Below are 18,125 nucleotides of genomic sequence, written 5' to 3'. Positions count from 1 at the left end.
TCGGTCCCACCGTGGCCGGACCCGAAGTTGCCCCCGGGCACTGTGCCTTTCAATTCGAGCTGTCGGGTGCCGTCGATTCGATCTTGGGAACACGTTGTCGGGTACATATCCTCGCTACGTTCTTTTCGATTGAACGTCATTAGTAGGCGCAATCTACGCGCAACAAACTCTCTCCAAGCCGACTCATATGGGAGATTAACACCGCGTAGGTACTTTTATGACCGGATCGTATGTTTTCACGGCGTTGCTGCAGTTGGCGGAGACGGCTACTGTGGCTTTCCGATACGACACCGCGGATTCCACGCTGCGGCTGTCTCATATTTTGGTTTTGTGACCATTTATTCGGCTCAAAACCGCAACTGCAAACAACGAGAACGACGAACGGCCGAGATGATGCTCTACCTCGCCAACTCCTCCGGCCACCGCACGACTCACTACCGCCCCTCAGAGAGGTGGTCCCGATGACCGACGATCAGGAGCGGGCCGTCTACCAGCACGAGTGGAGCCACGTTTCGCCGTCTATCGCCGTCGTGGAATCTCTCAGCGATGCCATCCGCTGCGAACCGACAGATCTCCCCGCACTAGGGGAGGCGGTCGACGCCGACGCTCTCGACCGACTCTTTTCGGGACCGGGCTCTGGCCAGCCGATCCGCATCTCGTTCACCTACGCCGGACATCCAGTGACTGTCAGCAGCGACGGCACCGTAACCGTCGATCGACTGACCCGCGACTCGGTGTAACCGGCTAACTGATAGGGATTATCGTCACTGTTCGGAGATTCTCGCCGTACTGTCCGGCGAGACATCTATGCGGACGTACGATAATCCCTATGAGTGTACTGGCCGCTCAAGCGTGTAAAAATCGCCCGAGACCCGACGTCTGTGTGGGGGCCAGTGAAGGGGGTGGGGGCAACCGTCGGGTGTCCGGGCACTTAGAGGAGGACCCGCCAACCCCTTCGTTATGATCCTGTTAGCGCGGGTTTGTCGTTGACTACACCCCACGACGACATCGACGTGCATATTGGCCTGACATACTGTCCGGTCCCGAGTGATTATTCCCCATATAACCAAGATGATGTTAGGCAATCCCAGCCTGTATGTCAGAACGGACCAGTTCGACGAACTCGAATCGACGCTGTGAACGCTGCGGTGCGGCTGTCAGCAAACAGTTCGTGCGCGTGTTCGGTCTCGATAACACCGTTCACGGGTGTCTGAACTGCCTCACGCGGACGCAGTTGGCCGTCGGCGAGGCGGCGCTGCGCGAGGGGAGCGACGGGACCGGCGCCACTCGGGTCAAGTGGCCTGCGGGCGGGTCGCCCTAACTTCCCGCTGCACACACGTCCGCTATTCGGCCCTCCAGCGCAACACGCCCGCAGGCACCGACGCTTGTCCTCCCTTTTTCCGCTCACTGATCCACGTCCAGCGACAGCAACTACGCACCGCTCGTGAGTTTTCACACACGTGATCGCACACCGCTGTGCGATCAGCTCTGTATTCAGTTGCGACCCTACTCTCGTATAGAAACAGCACGCGTTGAATGGATCCCACCCGACCGACAGATTCGGTCTGTTACTCTACGGTGACGCTCTTGGCCAGGTTCCGTGGTTTGTCGATCGCCCGATCACGGATCTCGGCGGCGTGATAGGCGAGCAATTGGAGGTGCACGTTCGCCAGGACGCCGGCGAGGTTCGGTTTCACGTCGGGGAACTCGAGGTAGTCGTCGACGGACTGTCGCACCTCGGTCGCCGACGCGGGGCCGACTCCGATGACCGGCGCGCCGCGGCTCTGGGCCTCCCGGATGTTGTGTAGCGTTCGCTCGTCGTTCCGGCCGGTGAACACGGCCACGATGACGGTCGCCGGCGTCACGAGCGCGAGCGGGCCGTGTTTCAGTTCGCCCGCCGCGAACCCCTCGGCGTGCTCGTAGGTGATCTCTTTGAACTTGAGTGCGCCTTCGAGCGCGACGGGGTAGCCGACACCGCGACCGATGAAGAAGTACGACTCCGCCTCCGCGTACTGGGTAGCCAACCGGGCTGCACTTCCGTCGCTGACGACGGTCTCGACTGCATCCGGGAGCGTCCCGAGTTCGTCGATTTGAGTTCCCTCCACGCCGCCGTCAGCCGTCGCTTCGGTCGTATCCGGCCACATCTCGCGGTCCTCTGACTGGGACGCTCGACCAACCTGGAGGTGATCGGCGAGGAGTGCGAGTGCAGCGACCTGCGAGGAGAACGTCTTGGTCGCGGCAACGCCGATCTCCGGACCGGCCCGGATGAACAGCGCGTCGTCGGCCTCGCGTGCAGCGCTCGATCCGACGACGTTCGTGACCGCGAGCGTCCGCGCCGGCGACTCCTCCGCCGTACGCAACGACGCCAGCGTGTCCGCCGTCTCACCGCTCTGGGTCACGGCGACCACGAGCGTCCGATCTGTCACTGGCATCGGATCGTGGGCGAACTCGTTGGCGCGCAGCGCGGTCGCCTGGATTCCGCGCCGGCGAAGCAGCGTGCTCCCGTACATCGCGGCGTGATAGGAGGTTCCGCAGGCAACGAAGACGACGTCGGATACGTCGTCGAGGTACTCCGGCGGGAACTCTTCGAGTACGCTCCGGCCGTCTTCGATCCGCCCGTCGACAGTCTGTCGGAGCGAGACCGGCTGCTCGTCGATCTCCTTTCGCATAAAGTGACTGTACACGCCTTTACGAGCGTCGCCGGCGCTCCACTCGACAGTCTCGACCGTTCGATCGATGGGCGTTCCGTCCTGGTCGGTGATCCGATAGCCGTCGGCGTCGAGCGAGACCACGTCGTCGTCTTCCAAGTAGACCACGCGGTCGGTGTATTCGAGGAACGCGGGGACGTCGCTGGCGAGGTAGTTCGCGTTCTCGCCGATGCCGAGAACGAGCGGGGACCCGTTGCGGGTCGCATAGATAGTGTTCTCGCCGTCGACGACCATTGCGATCGCGTAGCTTCCCGCCAGCCGCTCCGTCGTCTCGTGGAACGCCGCTTCCGGATCGGCACCGTCTTCGAGCGCCGCTGCGACGAGGTGGGGAATGACCTCTGTATCGGTCTCGCTCGTGAACTTGTGTCCGGCATCGCGGAGTTCGCTTCGGAGGGCATCGTGGTTCCGAATGATGCCGTTGTGGACGACTGCGACGCGACTCGTGTCGTCGGTGTGCGGGTGCGCGTTGGCATCGGACGGCGCACCGTGGGTACTCCAGCGCGTGTGACCGATGCCGATAGCGCCGCCAAGTCGACGATCCTCGAGGGCGGCTTCCAGGGCGTCAGTCTCGCCTTCGCGCTTGCACACGGAGATCCTGCCGCTCTCGTCTCGGACGGCGACACCCGCGGAGTCGTACCCCCGGTATTCCAGATTCTGGAGGCCGGAAACGAGCTCGTCGATGGCGTCACCGAAGCCGGCGCGGGCGATGATCCCACACATCGCTACTGCCTCGCTCGATCGGGTATATCGACGCGGTACGATCGCGGCTCCTCGGATCTATTTCGTCGGGTCATAAGTGATCGGAGCCGTCCCGAGCGGGGCCGGAACGACCTGCCCTATCTCACACTCTTATGTGCTTTGTTATGATGACACAACCGTTGCAGAAGCTGACTAACGGCTGGCAGCGCAGGATTCGATATTCTTCCGTACGTCCCGGGCTCCGGCGGCAGAAGGCGCCTAACGCGCTGCGATCGAGTGTCACTCGGAGGAACCCGACCAGTGGTACGCTGCGAGTGCACCGATGAGCACCAGCGCCCCCATCGCGACGATCGGTTGCGGGCCGGCAAGGATGACGACAGCGGCGTAGGAAACGGCTGCCACCGCGGAGACGCCACCGTAGTAAATCGGCCAGCCGGACTTGGCGTCGACGTCCCGTTGCAGGTACTCGTGATATCTGTCCGCCATCTCGCCACGTTCGACCGTTCCGCGGTTCTTGTCGAACTCGATCGCGTCGGCGTCGTCCATCTTGGGGAGGTGGCACTGATACAGGCCGACGTAGACGCGTTTTCGTTCCTGGGCGTTGAGTGCCTGCGGCGGCTTGTCGTTCTCGATGCCCCCGATGTGTTCAGCGAGATCGCTGAGAGTCGTCGAGCCGTCGCGTTCCTCGAGTGCTTTCATCACGAGCCGTCGGCGACGATTCCGGAGCACGTCGAAGACGACGTCGAGCGATGGTTCGGGCGGCTGGGACTCCTCTGCGTCGGTGGTCTGAGGCGATTCTGTATCGGAACTCGATTGCTCTTTGTGGTCTTGTTTGGACACGCTCATGGTTTGTTCGGTAGTCGCGACGGATGCCCAGAGAGCGCATCGCACTCTGTGGCGCTGTCAGATCTGGTATCTTCGGATGTTGTCTCGTTCAAGCTCGGCGTAACTGCCTCGCTGCGATACGGGTTGTCTTTATTCGGGCCAGCGTCCCTTGGCGGGCCACCCCAGATTCGGGAACTGCACTGCGTCACGACTGGCGTTCCTCGCGCTAGTAGCTCATCACCGCACGAGCGCGCCCTGTCTCCCCTGGTAAATCCTTGCATAGCCTCGGTATGTCTTATTTGTGACCGGATGCCGCGGGCGGTAGGCCCCGACTCATCCGGTCACAATCAGTTGCTGTTTGTCGTATGACAGGCTCATAATTTAGAAGGAGGATATTAAAACCATACGACGCTTTTGGCGAATAATCCTGTATTATGACGTTCCTAAGACTGCTATAGGGTTTCATAAACTTCCCTCAGTGTGGCAATTAGGGTATTCTGCGGAACTGATCGGTATGACCCGCGTTGTTCGAGTCGGCAAACGATCCCGTCGATCGCGCACCGATGATACGTACTTGCCTACCGGCCACGCGGCCCCACCGTAGCCGTGACCCTGGATCGGTGCTGCGTTACCTCTCTCACATCGAGATACGTCCGGACAAAAACTCTCTGCGCTGTCGAAACCGGCAGTTAGTCAGGCGCGGTTGCGGACGCCACCGGTTTCAACGCAGCCCCGAGCGGATCGACGGCGTCCAAATCAGTGTGACGTCAGTGCACCGAACACTTCGCGGACGCCAGGTGCCCCGTCGAGGAGCCAGACGACGAAACACCCTGTGAGAGTGACGAATCCGATGAGCGTCGCCGTTTCGGGAGTTCCAGCGAGAATCTCGCCGACGTAGCCGCTGAGATACTCCTGGAACGTCGTGATGAATCCGCCTTCCGGAGTCTCCCCCACCGGATCAGCGATCCGAGCCGGCCAGAGAACGTTCTCGATCGGAACCCGTCCCTGGTTCAGGTACCCGAGGAGGAGATCCCCCGGCAGGTGACACAGATAACCGATCGCGAACGCCGCCCCGAGATGGCCGCGGTCGTAGACGTGGGCCACGTAGACGGCGCCAATCGACAACGGAACCGCGAAGAGAACCGAGTGGGCAGCGCCGTAGCCGGTGCTCACGATGCCGAGCTCCCAACTGAGCGGCTTGTCGACGACGTCGGGAAACTGCGACGCGAGCGCGACGGCCATCGCTTCGCGTCCCGTCGGTGAACGGCCGCGGAGGACGTGAACCACGATCGAGTAGACGAGATAGCCGACGGCGGCGTGTTCCCACGGCCACATCGTTACGTCTGCTCCCGTCGGTCCCTGACCTTCCAGTCCCGGTTCCGCTGCCCGCTGCTCTGGTTGTTCTTCGCACAGTGCCGAGAGTCGTCCTCCGAACAGGATTCGACTCGTCGTCGATGAGTCGGTTCGACTCCTCGCCACGGATTCGCCCGCCAGCGCGGACGAGCGACCAGTTGGTGGCACCCCTGTTGCATTCGGTGAAGGTGGCCCACACACGAGCAAAGTAATATCCAGACTACGAGGGGTAGGATCATCCAACCGTCGCATAACATACACCTAACAAAGCAGATACCTCCGGAAAGAAATACCACCTCCCCGTCGTCGCGAGATTCTGATGTCACCCAACGAACCCCATACGCTGTCGCAGGACACCGCATTCGACCTGCTGAGCAACGCCCGCCGGCGGTTCGTGCTTCGCCGGCTCCAGAGCGATCGCGAGGGAATCGAGCTGAGCGACCTCGCCGAAGAACTCGCCGCCGAGGAAAACGAGGTCCGACCCGACGAGTTGTCCGCACAGCAGCGAAAGCGAACCTACGTTTCATTGTACCAGACACATGTCCCGAAACTCTCGGAGGCCGGTGTCGTAGAGTACGACTCGGAAACGGGCATCGTCTCGCCCACACGGCACGTCGACGAACTTGCACAGTACTTCGAGGAAGGAAGCGAACCATTCCCGTGGCAACTCGTGTATGCGGGCGCTGCCTCGGTAGGGCTTTTGGTATACCTTCTCTCGATCGCTGTCGACATTCCCTTCTTGTCACCGCAGTACGTCGGCATTGCCATCCTGATCGGTCTCGTGGCCGTCAGCGGGGTCCACTACGTGTACAACGAGCGAGCGATGACCAACGGCGCGCGCATCCCGGTCGAATATGAATGAGCAACGATGACAGACACGTGGGACCACATCGGATTCGTGATCAGTTCACAGTACCGCGTCGCGGTGCTGTCCCGGCTCGCCGAGGGGCCAGCGACGCCTTCACAGATCGCCGACGACGAGGACATCGGTATCGCTTCGGTCTCCCACGCACTGACGAGTCTTCGTGAGCGCGGTTTCGTCGATCTTTTAGTCTCCGAAGAGCGCCGCAAAGGGCGCGTGTACGGTATTACCGACGACGGCCAGGCACTCTGGGACGAGATCGAAGCGCAGGGGCTGCTCGACGAGTAGCCAACGCGTGCGGACCGGGGGCTTCGACGCGCGTGGTGAGAAATATTCTCAGCCGAGCCGAGGAATGCCCTCGTTACTCGCTTGCCGCGTTCGTGTCGTGACCGTGACCCCGATGGCTCACTGCTCTTGTTGTTCGCCGTCCTCGTCCGATTCAGCCTCTTCTGGGAGCAGCATTGTCGGATCACGAGCGTAGCCCGACGACTGTGCGAATCGAGCCATCCGGTCCATCTCCTCTTCAGTAAACCAGTCTGACATTCGTAACTACGTTGCAAGAAGGTGGTAATAAATATACCGCTGGTTACAGGTCTGCGACTTCGATCTCCCCGCGCCCTCGGACAGTCACCTGATACTCACCTAACTCGAACGACACGCTTACCCCGTCGTCGCCTGATTGGATTAATCGTGTAAGAGCGTCGGGGTCGATTGCCTCGTACAATCGCGGTTCGAACTGTTGTGCCTCTACACCTGCAATCGCCGAAACCGCCTCGACGACGTCGACGACGATGGTTCCCCGTCCTGGATCGAAATCGAACGTCGTACCGCTACTCGCCGTCGCAGAGTCAGAAATACCGTCTGGTTGTGCTCGTTTCATCCAATCGTCATCGATGCTTGCGCGACCTAGTTTATATATTTCCCGTTATTCCGCGATTCGTGTCACACGTGTGACGCAGCTTCCTCCTCCGCGTTTTGTAGCCGCCGTTCGGCTTCAGCCCGATCTTCGGGGTAGCCGACGTCGATCCGCCATCCTTCGAGTTCGACCGCGTCGATCGTCCGTCCGGACTGTATGAGCAAGTCGATCGCGTCCGAGAGTTCGTACTCGCCGCGATCGGAGGGCTGGACGAGTCGCGTCGCGTGGAAGATCGCCGGCGAGAAGGTATAGAAACCTGTCATTACCAGGTTCGTCGGCGGATCGTCCGGTTTCTCGACGACCTCGACGATCTTTCCGTAGTCGTTCGTGTTGCAGACGCCGTAGCGGGATGCCTCCTCTTGGGGCACTTCTTCGACGAGGAAGGCGGCGTCGACGCGGCTCTCACGCTGCCGGCGAACCACGTCTTCGAGGTTGGCTCGAAAGACGTTGTCACCGAGCATCAGCATAAAGTCGTCCGTGATCTGGTCTTCGACCGTATTGAGCGCGTGCGCGAGTCCGAGCTGTTGCTCTTGGTGTGCGTACTGGATCGGCACGTCGGCGAACTCCTCGCCGTAGTAGTCGACGATGTCCTCGGCGCGATAGCCGACCACGACGAGCAGTTCCTTTGCGCCCAGGTCGGTCAGCTGTTCGAAACAGTGGGTCAGAATCGGTTTCCCGTCGACTTCGACGAGTCCTTTCGGTTTGTTCTCCGTCAGTGGACGGAGGCGGGTCCCCCTTCCGGCAGCGAGCACGACTGCTTGCATACCTGATTCGGGGCTCTGACGTCCTTTTGTTATGCTCCGGTTTCGGTTCTGGTGGCCCCCGGCGACGCTCTGGACGTCGCGTGCGGCACGTCCCACAGCCGCCGTATGGTGGGGAGCGCGCACCCGCCTGAGCGGGAGCAGTGACTGCCTTCCACGTTCTGCAGGCGCTCTGTCCTGTGTTCGACCTGCAAGTTCTGCATAACAAAGCCCGTATCCGCACAGGTGGGGAGTATGCATCTCTGTGTACACGGTCTCGGCTACGTCGGTTTGGCGACGGCTTCTCTCTTTGCGAACAACGGACACGACGTGACTGGCTACGACGTCGACGACGGCGTCATCGAGGCGATTCGAACCGGCGAGCCGTCGATATCGGACCCCGAGTTCGAGACGTATGTGCTGGACGCCCTCTCGTCCGGCCTGACGGCCAGCGACCGGCCGGTCTCTGCGGACGTTCACTTCATTTGTGTGCCGACCCCCTACGACTACGAGGCGGACCGGGCGAACCTGACGTACGTCGAGCAGGCCAGCGCGGCGATCGCGGACGTGCTCGAACCCGACGACGTCGTCGTACTCGAATCGACCGTCCCGCCGGGGACGACCCAGAAGACGCTTGCCCCGATCCTCTCTGACTCGGATCTCTCTCCCGGGGTCGACTTCGACCTCGGGTACACGCCGGAGACTGTGATGCCGGGGAACACGGTGACGGAGATTCGGACGAACGACCGTATCGTCGGCGGCGTCGACGACGACTCGACCGCCACTATCGCTGCACTGTACGAGGACATCATCGACGGTGCGGTCCACACCGCACCGGACGCCACGACCGCGGAGTTCGTCAAACTCGTACAGAACGCCCACCGGGACGTGAACATCGCCTACGCCAATATGCTCGCGCTCGTCGCCGCGGACTACGGCGTCGACGTGCGGACCGCGATCGACCTCTCGAACAACCACCCCCGCGTCGACATCCTCGACCCCGGCCCCGGCGTCGGCGGGCACTGTCTCCCGGTCGATCCGCTCTTCCTCGGGCAGGACTCAGAGGAGACGACGCTCATCGACTGCGCCCGACGCGTCAACGACCGGATGCCCGACTACGTCATCACTCGTCTGGAAGACGCACTCGGCACCGTCCGGGGAGCGACGATCGCCGTCTTGGGGGTGACGTACAAGGGGAACGTCAGTGACACGCGAAACAGCCCGGGGCTGGCCATCGCTCGCCGACTCGCCGGCCACACGCGCTCGGAGCGGCCTCTCCCGGACGGCGGCGACAACCTCGACGTACGCCTCCACGACCCGGTCGCGACGGACCCGACGCTCGCGCTGCAGTCACAGACGGAGGCACTCGACGGCGCTGACGCCGCGGTGATCGCAGCATCACACGACCAGTTCACCGACCTCGATCCCCAACGAGTCGGGGAGCTCCTCGAAAAACGGCTCGTCGTTGATCCGCTCGCTCTGCTGGACGCCGATCGGTGGGCCGACGCCGGGTTCGAGGTCGTCGGACTCTAGCGCGCGGATTCGATCTCGTATTGTCGGACAGAACGATGTGCAACGCATCGGCACCCCGTGGATGCCAACATCATTCACGAACTGTCGCCCGACAGTATCAGTCCGTCGCCGACTGCCGAGACGTCGAATCTGCTCGCTCTGTCTCCTCGACGTCCGCTTCGACCGGATTCAGCCACGCGTCGACCCGAGCGTTCGGTTCGTAGGACTTCCCGACGACGTCCACCCGTCCGTCGCCGTCGAGGTCGACGGCCTTCGCCTCGTGGGTCGGAATCCCCTGGGAAACAGTCTGGCTCTCGAACCTCCCGTCGCCGACGTGGCTGAACACGTAATGCGTCGGCAAGTCGTTCTCGTCGAGGCCCATCTCGCCGACGAAAATATCCTGGGTGCCGTCACCGGTAAAGTCTGCGAGCTGAAGACTGTGCGGGCAGTAGAGCCCCTCGGCGACGACGTGCTCCTCCCAGGTGTGCGGGTCGAACCACCCCACACGCCCAGGGTGGGTCCCGTACTTCGGCGAGTCGCCCTCGCTGAGGACGACCTCCGGACGTCCGTCGCCGTCGATGTCGCCGACGGCGACGCGCACGTCGTCCCAGCCGGCGGCGAACTGTTCGCGCGTCCAGCGTCCGTCTTCTAGCCGATAGAGCGAGGTTCCAGCGAGGAGTTCGTTCGCGCCGTCACCGTCGACGTCGCCGATGTAGATCCCTTCGACCGCGTTGTCGTCGTCGACGACCGTACAGTGGTCGTCCGGCCACGGCTCGACCGTCGGATCGTCCGGGATGTCGTAGTAGAACACCGACGCGGATCTCTGTGAGAGCCCGACGACTTCCGGTTCTCCGTCGTTGTCTAGGTCGCCGACAGCGAGGTCGTGGTACTTCTGGAAACGATCCGTGACGAGGCGTTTCGTCCACTCGTCTCGGGGGTCGGCGGGCTGTTGAAACCAGTAAACGTCGTTGTGTGCGTACCCCTGACCCGCAAGGAGGTCCGTCCGACCGTCGCCGTCGATATCGTAGAGCGTCGCCCCCACGTCTAGGTGGAGATTCGACTCCGAGGTGATGTCGTGGCGCTCCCATCCCGGGTTCTCGTACCAGAACGCGTACGTCTCTGTGCGCGCGTACAATTCACCGAGCACCGGCAGTTTCCGGACGTTGATCTCTTTGTCAGCGATAGATATGGTCGGAACCGCGCCCATTCCGGTCACGACCACGTCCGGACGACCGTTTCCTGTGAGATCTGTTACTTCACACGATCCCAGGCGGCCGCACGGCGGGTCGGCGTCGATCGTCTGATGGTGGAAGCCCATACCAGAGACGCCCTTCGAAAGTACTTCGTTATATCCGCGATACTATCTGTGAACGGCGACGAGGGGGACTGAGCTGTGCCCGTCCCATCGCTGTCGACAGTAAGCGGAGAACTACTTTACCCGACGGCGGACATTGTCCGTCATAGGAGTCTGTGAAAGGCTAATATGGCCAAACGTGAACCCCCTGGAGAGTCGCCCATCGCGTCGGCCCGTTCGAGTGCTGACACAGATGCGCTCGCAGACGAGAATCGTTCCGAGTTGTCGGTGTTGATGTATCCCGATTCGACCGATTCGAACCCATACCAACGGGAGTTACGTGACGGCCTCCAGTCCCACAATGTCGCTGTCGAGATGTCGGGCTACGGGCGCTATGTCTCGCTTCTCCCGGCGGTACACGAACACGGTCGCCCCGACGTCGTTCATCTTCACTGGCTGAGCAAGTCGTTCGTGACGGAGCAGTCCTGGCTCACCGCGCTGTTGGGCCTGCGGCTCCTCGTCGAACTCCTCGTCCTTCGGCTGTCGGGCGTCCGGGTAGTGTGGACAGTCCACAATCTAGGCGAACACGCCCGACGCTCGCCCCGCGTCGAACTACTCACGAAACGACTTGCCACGCGGCTCATCGATGGAATCATCGTCCACTGTGACGCCGCCCGTGACACCGTGATGGAATTGTTCGACCTCTCGGCCGACGACCGGCCGGACGTCCGGACGGTCCCACACGGCAATTACCTCGACAGTTACCCGAACGAGATAGACCGCGCGTCCGCGCGAGCAGATCTCGGCTATGGACCCGAGGAAACGGTCTTCCTGTACTTCGGGCTCATCCGGCCGTACAAGAACGTCCCGGAACTCGTCGATACGTTCCGCGAACTCGACGCCCCGGACGCCCGGCTGTTAGTGGTCGGCAATCCCTGGAGTGACGAGCTGGCTGCCACGGTCCGCGACCGCGTCGCGGCCGACGACCGGGCACGTGCGGTTCTGGAATTCGTCCCCGACGACGAGATCCAACTGTATATGAACGCGGCGGACGCCGTGGTTCTCCCCTACGAAGAGGTGCTCACCTCCGGGGCGGCCATCCTCGCGATGTCGTTCGGAAACCCGGTCGTCGCACCGAACCGCGGTTGCGTCGGCGAGCGACTCGACCCGCGGTGGAACGTCCGCTACGATCCCGACGAAACCGATGAGTTGCGGGCGGCACTCGCTGACGCTCTGGATGCCGATCTCCGAACGATGGGCGAAGGGAATTACGAGGCGAGCACGCGGCTCGATTGGTCCGAACTGTCGTTGCGTACCCGGCGGCTCTACAGTAGCATTTGCAACTGATAGGGGTTATCGTAAGTCCGCATAGATGTCTCGCCGGACGGTACGGCGAGAATCTCCGAACAGTTACGATAATCCCTCTGAGTGCACACTCGATCGTACGACAGCGTGTGATCGGGTGCGTGATGACTTGCAAATCTACTGTACAAGTCGACGATGGACCATCAGGTGTCGCGGTAACCGATGGGCCAGGTCCGGTCCTCGTACTCGAACGACCGTAGGCGACTCATAACGCACGGTACGGAGAGTATAGTATTGACGCGGCCAGCGAAATCCCATCTCGTATGGTACTCAACGCCGCCGTCATCGGGACCGGCGAGGACCCCGAACAGCGGGATCGGACCGGGTACGCGATGGCGTATCGACACGCGCCTGGATACGAGCGACGCGACGACGTCGAACTCGTGGCCTGTGCGGACATCGTCCCAGAGAATGCCCTGGCGTTCGCCAATCGGTTCGACGTTCCGAAAGGCAACGTCTACGAGGACTACGAGACGATGCTGGAAGAACTCGAAATCGACGTCGTGAGCGTCTGTACGCCCCCCTCAGTACACGCCGACATCGTCGTCGGCTGCGCCGAGAGCGGGACGCCGGACGCCGTCCACTGCGAGAAGCCGATGGCAACGACCTGGGGCGACTGCCAGCGGATGGTCGAGGCCTGTGACCGAAACGACGTTCAGTTCACGATCAACCACCAGCGTCGGTTCGGGGGGCCGTTCCTGAAAGCGAAGGCACTGCTCGACCGCGGTGAGATCGGCGACCTCGAACGGTTGGAGTGGGGCGAAGCGAACCTCCTCGACGCCGGCGTGCACCTGTTCGACCTCTGTGGCTTCTACACCGACGGGACGCCCGTGAAGTGGGTCCTAGCCAACGTCGATTACCGCGAGGAGAACCTGTGGTTCGGGACGCACAACGAGAACCAGGGGCTCGCGCAGTGGCAGTACGAGGACGGCGTTACCGGACTCGCTATCACGGGCGAAGCCGACGGGCTCGGTGCCGACGTCGTCGGGTGCTACCTCCGTCTCGTTGGGAGTGACGGCGTCATCGAACTCGGCGTCGAAGACGGGCCCGACTTGCGGTACCGGACCGGCGACTCGGCGTGGAAAACCGTCGACACCTCCGAGACGATCTACGGCCCCCAGACCGGGCTTGCGAGGGCTGGCGTGCAGAAACTCTTCGAGCGGGTACCGGTCGTCGACGAGAGTCGACTCGACAAACCCAGTTTCCACGAGCGGTCGATCGACGAGGTGATCGAGTCCCTTCTCGAAGGCAGGGAGCCGTCGATCCGAGGTGCCGTCTCGCTCAGAGCGACGGAACTGGCCTTCGCGTCGTGGGAGTCGGCCCGTCGACAGGGACGCGTCGACCTCCCGCTGGACATCGACGACAATCCGCTCGAAGCGATGGTCGAAGCGGGCGTGTACGACGTTGGGGTCGAGGCCGAGTAGTCGTTTTTCCTGTTCCGATCGCCAACGCCGCACTCAGAGCGTCGACATCAGTTCTCGCACGTTCTTATCGATGTCCCAGCCGAACTGCTGGGTGAAGATGAGCGTCACGACTCCGTAGATTATCGCGCCGAGACTGACGAGCACGACGAACTCGGCGATCGGCGGTATCTCGAGCACGAGATTCACGTACCAGACGATCGCACCCATTATCGCGCTGGCGGCCAGCGGGTAGACCAACTCGGAGAGGAGCGCGGAGTAGCTCGTTCCAACCGACCGGGTGATGATGTAGAGGTCGATCGGCATCATCGGGAAGACGAAGATGCCGGTGGTGAGAAGCGCCGTTCCGGTGATCCCCAGCGTCGACGTCGCCGGATAAATGAGAAGAGCGAGCAACGCGACGCGGAGCACCGAGAGTTTCGTGATGTAGTCGGGGCGCCCGATCGCCTTCCAGAAGGCGCCGAACACCTTCCCAAGCGAGCGAAACAGGCCGAACAGCGTGAGTATCTGCATCGCCGTTATCATACCCGTCCAGTCGCTGCCAAGGAAGCCCCGAACGAAGGTCGGAGTGACGACCGCGATCCCGATCGCCATCGGGAACGTCACGAGCGAGACCAGTTGCACCGTCTTGAGGAAACTGCTCCGCAAGCGTTCGGGATTGTCCTGATACTCCGAGAAAGCCGGAAACATCACTGAGGAGACGACCTGCGAGATCTCTGTCGCCGGCGCGTTCGAGAATCGGTAGGCGTACTGGTACCACCCGAGCGCGACGGGGCCGAGCAGCCAGCCGACGAACGCGTCGTCGCCCTCGCTGTAGATGAAGTACAGAATCGACGAACCAGTTATCCACTTCCCGTAGTTGATGAGCTCGCCGGCGACCTCACGATCGAACTGCGGTCGCGGTCGGTAGTCGTGGATCACATACGAGACGACGAGTCGAATGACGTCTGCGGTCAGAAACCCCGCGACGTAGGCCCACGCGGTCGGCCAGACGAGTGCGTACCCGACGGCGACGATAAATGCTCCGATCGAGCCGGAGATTCGGTAGACGAACTGCTTGTGAAACTCCAGGTTCTTCTGGAAGTAGACGACGCCCGGGTTCCGCAGTCCCAGAATGAGTGGCGAGAACCCGATCGCCTGTAGTAAGGGCTCTGCCCGCGGTGTATCGAATAGCGACGCGATCAGCGGCGCGCTGGCGAACAGCACGACCGTGATGAGGGCGCCGCGTCCGATCTCGAGCAGCCAGTTCGTGTTGAGGTAGCCGTCGACGTTCGACTCCTTCCGCTGGACGATCGCCGCGTTCAGACCGATGTTCGTGAACTTCCGTGACGCGCTCAACGCCAACAGTGCGATTCCAACCAACCCGATCTCGCGGGGCCCGATCAGCCGAGCCAACACGAGTAACATTGCGAGCTGGATGAGGCGGCCGATCACGTTCTGGCCGGTCACCCAGATGACGCTCTTGACGATGCGCTCTGTCGTTCCGCCTGTCGGGGTCATCCGCTGAACCGCTCGTTTGAGTCTATCTAGGTCCATCGTGCGCTATCGAGAGTGCGCCCAGTGTACGAAAACGGACACACGATCCGGTATGTCTCTCTTTGGTTTAGTTATGTGAGTACTACGCGCGTGACTGCGTGACCGTAAGAACTGTCTACTTCGGGCTGGTGACAGTCGGCGACGGCGACCCGCCGGTTCGACCCGCTCCGGGTTGTGACCGTGGCCGAAGCCGCTCGTACAACTCCTGGAGTTCGCGGCTGATCCGCGACCACGTGTACTGCTCGCGTACGAGCTCACGGTTCGTCTCGCCCATCTCCCGCCGCAACTGGCCGTCAGTGCGAAGCGTATCCAGCGCGTCGACGAGCGCATCGACGTCGACCGGCGGGACCAGGATGCCGTTCTCGGAGCCGACAACCTCCGGGATCGCCCCGACCTCCGTCGACACGACGGCGTTGCCGCCGGCCATCCCTTCCAAGAGCGAGATCGGTAACCCTTCAGCGTACGTGGGCAGCACGTAGATCGACCCGTCGGTCAACAGCTCGTACTTCCGACTCTCCGAGACGTACCCGTAGTACTCCACGAATTCGTACTCGGCCGCGAGTGCCCGTATCTGCTCGGATTTCGGGCCGTCCCCAGCGACACTCACTCGAAACTCGGGTCCGTCGCGTGCGCTTAAGCGTCGGATCGCGTCGGCGAACTCGGCGACGCCCTTCCGCTCGATGTGGTTGGAGACGTAGACGATGTGTGGATCTTCTGCGCGCCCGTCCTCGGAGAACGACGACACGTCGATGGGATTTGGCAGCACCATCGCCTCGTCCAAGTCGGTCTCCGCACAGAGCACCTGTTCCCAGTACGAGGAGAGGACGATCACTTCCGCGGACAGATTCAGCACCCACCCGACGTACCACGAGCGGAGCAGACCAGACGTGCGGAGGAACTCGTCGAAGTCGGAGCCGTGAATGTGGACCACGATCGGTCGCCTCCAGACCAGCGCGCCGAAGACGACGAACACCGATTCTCGGTAAAACGAGAGGTACGACGACGCGTGTACGTGGACGACATCGGGCCGCTCGTAGAACGGAAACTCCAGTACCCTCCTGACGGCCGAAAGCACCGCGAGGAGCAGCCAGCGGTACTTGGCGACGCCACCCTCCGAGAGCGCCGCCTTCCCTGGCGGCGAACTCGTGCTGTGCGTCGTGACGTCGACCGAGTCAGCGATGTGCTGGGACTGCCCCCGGATGTACTGAGCGATGCCGCCGGTATCCCGACTGCAGGCCCCGACGACGAGGAGAGTAGTTGACACTGCGTCACTCATCGTGCGCTTCTATCTTTTGAGGACGCATTGTTAGCAGGGTCGTACCGGCGGACGCGTCTGCTGATGCTGCCTGTTCGCGCCACTGTCGCGCCGCTTTCACGACCGGCCGCCCGAGACCGACAAACCGGATTTCGACATTGTCTCGCTTTGCACTTCCCGGTAGTATATACCCCCATCGCCGTGAGAAGGCGCAGTATTACAATCACCGATGCTACTGATAAGACGACAACAAAATGACAGACGAGACGAAAGAGCGGGTGCGCCGTGCGGGGGCACAGTTGGAGCGGTCGCGCGGGACCATCTCTCGCCGCGCGCTTCTCACGACGGTCGCCGGGAGTTCGCTGCTCGGGGCTGCCGGGTGTGTCGGCCGCAGAGAGTCACCCCAGGTAGAGCGCGGCGCGGACCACGACGGTGCCGACGCGTCGGACTCGACTCTGACGCCGAAACCTTCCCGCGTGGGACTCGGCTCCGGCTCTTTCGAGCGGCTGTCCGACCTCGAGGTCACCGACGGCGAACTGTACGCCAACAGCGAGCGGCACGTTACGGGCACACAGTGTGCCGAACTCCACACTGGAGCGGACGGGTCCTGGCTCCACGTTCCACTGGACGAACCGATGGACTTTCGCAACGCTCGCCCCGCGTGCTACGTCGCGATCGACGGCAGCGCTCCGGGGACGTATCCGTACATCGACCTTCAGGACCGCGAGGGCAACCGCCTCCGGACGCGCGCCGTCTCTCGCAGTCGCGGCGCGTTGGTTCGGCTCGACTTCGGGCTGTTGGATCCGCAGGTCGACGACGCCCCCGTCGATCTGGCGCACATTACCCGTGTCTCGTTTCGAATGGCACCGGGCGATGAGTCCGGAACCGAGAAGCTCTTTCTCGACTGTCCGGTCCGCGTCTCCGCCCCGGAGACTCCAAAGGTCGCGTTTATGTTCGACGACGGCAACGAAACCGACTACACGAAAGCGCTTCCGTATCTCGCACAGCACGACTACCCGGCGATCACGTACGTCAATCCCAGCACGATCGGAACCGAAGGTAAACTGACCGAATCACAGCTACGAGAACTACAGGCAGAGGGGTGGCTCGTCGGTTCGCACACGACGGACCACCTGAACCTCCGTGAGCTATCCGATCCGGCAGAGGTCGAAGCGCAGGTCCGGAGCGCGAAGCAGTGGCTCCTCGAACGGGGGTTCACCGAAGGCGCTCGACACTTCGCGTACCCCTACGGCGGCGTCGACGAACAGGCGCTCGAAATAGTCTCTACGGTCCACGACAGCGGACGGGTCGGCGGGTGGCAGCCCATCGCGCGCCCGTCGAACCCGCAGTTGATCCCCGGTGAGGGTGAGCCGACTCCGACAGAAGCCCGGCAGCTCTTAGATCAGACGATTGCGTACGGTGGCGTTCTCTCGCTGTTTTTCCACGGGCTCTCGACTGACGCGGGGCTCGACGAGTTCCAGGGCGTCGTCGACGAGGTTCACCGGCGAGAGCAGGCCGGTGAGATCGAGGTGGTCCGCGTGGACGAACTCGTTGCGGCGGCCGAGAACGGGTGACGTCGCCGCTGGAAGCCGCACCGCACGATCACGTTGCGACCGCTCCGTTCGCCGACTAACCACGG

The 18,125-nt window shown here is 62.3% G+C and carries 17 protein-coding genes; 8 read left to right on the top strand and 9 right to left on the bottom strand.

Translation table 11 applies throughout. The features are described from left to right. The first annotated feature begins 461 nt into the window (after window positions 1-461). Entirely contained in the window at window positions 462-740 is a 279-nt protein-coding gene (locus NO347_RS15250; protein WP_256290528.1) for a HalOD1 output domain-containing protein, read from the top strand. A 356-nt stretch (window positions 741-1,096) separates the two neighbouring features. Next, entirely contained in the window at window positions 1,097-1,321 is a 225-nt protein-coding gene (locus tag NO347_RS15245) for a DUF7563 family protein (RefSeq protein ID WP_256290527.1), read from the top strand. A 247-nt stretch (window positions 1,322-1,568) separates the two neighbouring features. Here NO347_RS15245 and glmS read toward each other — a convergent pair whose 3' ends face one another. From glmS to NO347_RS15230, 3 genes are all read right to left on the bottom strand, one after another. Then, window positions 1,569-3,428, bottom strand: coding sequence for a glutamine--fructose-6-phosphate transaminase (isomerizing) (gene glmS, locus NO347_RS15240; RefSeq protein WP_256290526.1), 1,860 nt, complete (start codon window positions 3,426-3,428; stop codon window positions 1,569-1,571). 258 nt (window positions 3,429-3,686) lie between these two features. Beyond that, a complete protein-coding gene (locus NO347_RS15235) occupies window positions 3,687-4,253 on the bottom strand; it encodes a DUF7344 domain-containing protein (protein WP_256290525.1) in 567 nt (188 codons plus the stop codon). A gap of 735 nt (window positions 4,254-4,988) precedes the next feature. Continuing rightward, window positions 4,989-5,567 (bottom strand): metal-dependent hydrolase, encoded by a 579-nt coding sequence (locus tag NO347_RS15230; RefSeq protein ID WP_256290524.1) that lies wholly within the window; start codon window positions 5,565-5,567, stop codon window positions 4,989-4,991. A gap of 337 nt (window positions 5,568-5,904) precedes the next feature. On the opposite strand from NO347_RS15230, the gene NO347_RS15225 reads away from it, so the two are divergent. Both NO347_RS15225 and NO347_RS15220 read left to right on the top strand, forming a co-directional pair. After that, window positions 5,905-6,447, top strand: coding sequence for a DUF7344 domain-containing protein (locus NO347_RS15225; protein ID WP_256290523.1), 543 nt, complete (start codon window positions 5,905-5,907; stop codon window positions 6,445-6,447). 6 nt (window positions 6,448-6,453) lie between these two features. Beyond that, the gene (locus NO347_RS15220; protein WP_256290522.1) at window positions 6,454-6,735 is read left to right on the top strand and encodes a winged helix-turn-helix domain-containing protein; all 282 of its coding nucleotides are present in this window, start codon (window positions 6,454-6,456) and stop codon (window positions 6,733-6,735) included. A gap of 117 nt (window positions 6,736-6,852) precedes the next feature. On the opposite strand, the gene NO347_RS15215 is transcribed toward NO347_RS15220, so the two are convergent. From NO347_RS15215 to aglF, 3 genes are all read right to left on the bottom strand, one after another. Then, on the bottom strand, window positions 6,853-6,990 hold the full coding sequence (locus tag NO347_RS15215) for a hypothetical protein (protein WP_256290521.1): 138 nt from the start codon (window positions 6,988-6,990) through the stop codon (window positions 6,853-6,855). A 43-nt stretch (window positions 6,991-7,033) separates the two neighbouring features. Further along, window positions 7,034-7,327, bottom strand: a complete 294-nt coding sequence (locus tag NO347_RS15210) for a HalOD1 output domain-containing protein (RefSeq protein WP_256290519.1) — start codon at window positions 7,325-7,327, stop codon at window positions 7,034-7,036. Between the two features lie 62 nt (window positions 7,328-7,389). Then, window positions 7,390-8,127 (bottom strand): UTP--glucose-1-phosphate uridylyltransferase AglF, encoded by a 738-nt coding sequence (gene aglF / locus NO347_RS15205; RefSeq protein ID WP_256290518.1) that lies wholly within the window; start codon window positions 8,125-8,127, stop codon window positions 7,390-7,392. A gap of 231 nt (window positions 8,128-8,358) precedes the next feature. Here aglF and NO347_RS15200 point away from each other — a divergent pair, with 231 nt between their 5' ends. After that, on the top strand, window positions 8,359-9,636 hold the full coding sequence (locus NO347_RS15200) for a nucleotide sugar dehydrogenase (RefSeq protein WP_256290517.1): 1,278 nt from the start codon (window positions 8,359-8,361) through the stop codon (window positions 9,634-9,636). A 97-nt stretch (window positions 9,637-9,733) separates the two neighbouring features. Here the strand turns inward: NO347_RS15200 and NO347_RS15195 are convergent, their stop codons facing one another. Beyond that, a complete protein-coding gene (locus NO347_RS15195; RefSeq protein WP_256290515.1) occupies window positions 9,734-10,933 on the bottom strand; it encodes an FG-GAP repeat domain-containing protein in 1,200 nt (399 codons plus the stop codon). A gap of 165 nt (window positions 10,934-11,098) precedes the next feature. Here NO347_RS15195 and NO347_RS15190 point away from each other — a divergent pair, with 165 nt between their 5' ends. Together NO347_RS15190 and NO347_RS15185 are read left to right on the top strand one after the other, a co-directional pair. Beyond that, entirely contained in the window at window positions 11,099-12,256 is a 1,158-nt protein-coding gene (locus NO347_RS15190) for a glycosyltransferase (RefSeq protein ID WP_256290514.1), read from the top strand. A gap of 281 nt (window positions 12,257-12,537) precedes the next feature. Next, window positions 12,538-13,698, top strand: a complete 1,161-nt coding sequence (locus NO347_RS15185) for a Gfo/Idh/MocA family protein (RefSeq protein ID WP_256290513.1) — start codon at window positions 12,538-12,540, stop codon at window positions 13,696-13,698. A 33-nt stretch (window positions 13,699-13,731) separates the two neighbouring features. Here NO347_RS15185 and NO347_RS15180 read toward each other — a convergent pair whose 3' ends face one another. Together NO347_RS15180 and NO347_RS15175 are read right to left on the bottom strand one after the other, a co-directional pair. Further along, a complete protein-coding gene (locus tag NO347_RS15180; RefSeq protein ID WP_256290512.1) occupies window positions 13,732-15,195 on the bottom strand; it encodes a lipopolysaccharide biosynthesis protein in 1,464 nt (487 codons plus the stop codon). A gap of 151 nt (window positions 15,196-15,346) precedes the next feature. After that, a complete protein-coding gene (locus NO347_RS15175) occupies window positions 15,347-16,507 on the bottom strand; it encodes a glycosyltransferase family 4 protein (RefSeq protein ID WP_256290511.1) in 1,161 nt (386 codons plus the stop codon). 233 nt (window positions 16,508-16,740) lie between these two features. On the opposite strand from NO347_RS15175, the gene NO347_RS15170 reads away from it, so the two are divergent. Continuing rightward, window positions 16,741-18,060: a polysaccharide deacetylase family protein gene (locus NO347_RS15170; protein ID WP_256290510.1), complete on the top strand. Its 1,320-nt coding sequence runs from the start codon at window positions 16,741-16,743 to the stop codon at window positions 18,058-18,060. Window positions 18,061-18,125 lie beyond the last annotated feature (65 nt).

The sequence above is a fragment of the Halobellus inordinatus genome (assembly GCF_024464655.1).
In the GTDB taxonomy this organism is placed as follows: domain Archaea; phylum Halobacteriota; class Halobacteria; order Halobacteriales; family Haloferacaceae; genus Haloquadratum; species Haloquadratum inordinatus.
Note: the sequence above shows the minus strand (reverse complement) of the source record. Positions and strands in the feature narration are given on the sequence as shown.

Coding starts and splice junctions, on each gene's coding strand:
- NO347_RS15190 (WP_256290514.1), top strand. CDS start 11,099: ATGGCCAAACGTGAACCCCCTGGAGAGTCGCCCATCGCGTCGGCCCGT.
- NO347_RS15180 (WP_256290512.1), bottom strand. CDS start 15,195: ATGACCCCGACAGGCGGAACGACAGAGCGCATCGTCAAGAGCGTCATC.
- NO347_RS15245 (WP_256290527.1), top strand. CDS start 1,097: ATGTCAGAACGGACCAGTTCGACGAACTCGAATCGACGCTGTGAACGC.
- NO347_RS15250 (WP_256290528.1), top strand. CDS start 462: ATGACCGACGATCAGGAGCGGGCCGTCTACCAGCACGAGTGGAGCCAC.
- NO347_RS15215 (WP_256290521.1), bottom strand. CDS start 6,990: ATGTCAGACTGGTTTACTGAAGAGGAGATGGACCGGATGGCTCGATTC.
- aglF (WP_256290518.1), bottom strand. CDS start 8,127: ATGCAAGCAGTCGTGCTCGCTGCCGGAAGGGGGACCCGCCTCCGTCCA.
- NO347_RS15170 (WP_256290510.1), top strand. CDS start 16,741: ATGACAGACGAGACGAAAGAGCGGGTGCGCCGTGCGGGGGCACAGTTG.
- NO347_RS15200 (WP_256290517.1), top strand. CDS start 8,359: ATGCATCTCTGTGTACACGGTCTCGGCTACGTCGGTTTGGCGACGGCT.
- NO347_RS15175 (WP_256290511.1), bottom strand. CDS start 16,507: ATGAGTGACGCAGTGTCAACTACTCTCCTCGTCGTCGGGGCCTGCAGT.
- NO347_RS15225 (WP_256290523.1), top strand. CDS start 5,905: ATGTCACCCAACGAACCCCATACGCTGTCGCAGGACACCGCATTCGAC.
- NO347_RS15235 (WP_256290525.1), bottom strand. CDS start 4,253: ATGAGCGTGTCCAAACAAGACCACAAAGAGCAATCGAGTTCCGATACA.
- glmS (WP_256290526.1), bottom strand. CDS start 3,428: ATGTGTGGGATCATCGCCCGCGCCGGCTTCGGTGACGCCATCGACGAG.
- NO347_RS15185 (WP_256290513.1), top strand. CDS start 12,538: ATGGTACTCAACGCCGCCGTCATCGGGACCGGCGAGGACCCCGAACAG.
- NO347_RS15195 (WP_256290515.1), bottom strand. CDS start 10,933: ATGGGCTTCCACCATCAGACGATCGACGCCGACCCGCCGTGCGGCCGC.
- NO347_RS15220 (WP_256290522.1), top strand. CDS start 6,454: ATGACAGACACGTGGGACCACATCGGATTCGTGATCAGTTCACAGTAC.
- NO347_RS15210 (WP_256290519.1), bottom strand. CDS start 7,327: ATGAAACGAGCACAACCAGACGGTATTTCTGACTCTGCGACGGCGAGT.
- NO347_RS15230 (WP_256290524.1), bottom strand. CDS start 5,567: ATGTGGCCGTGGGAACACGCCGCCGTCGGCTATCTCGTCTACTCGATC.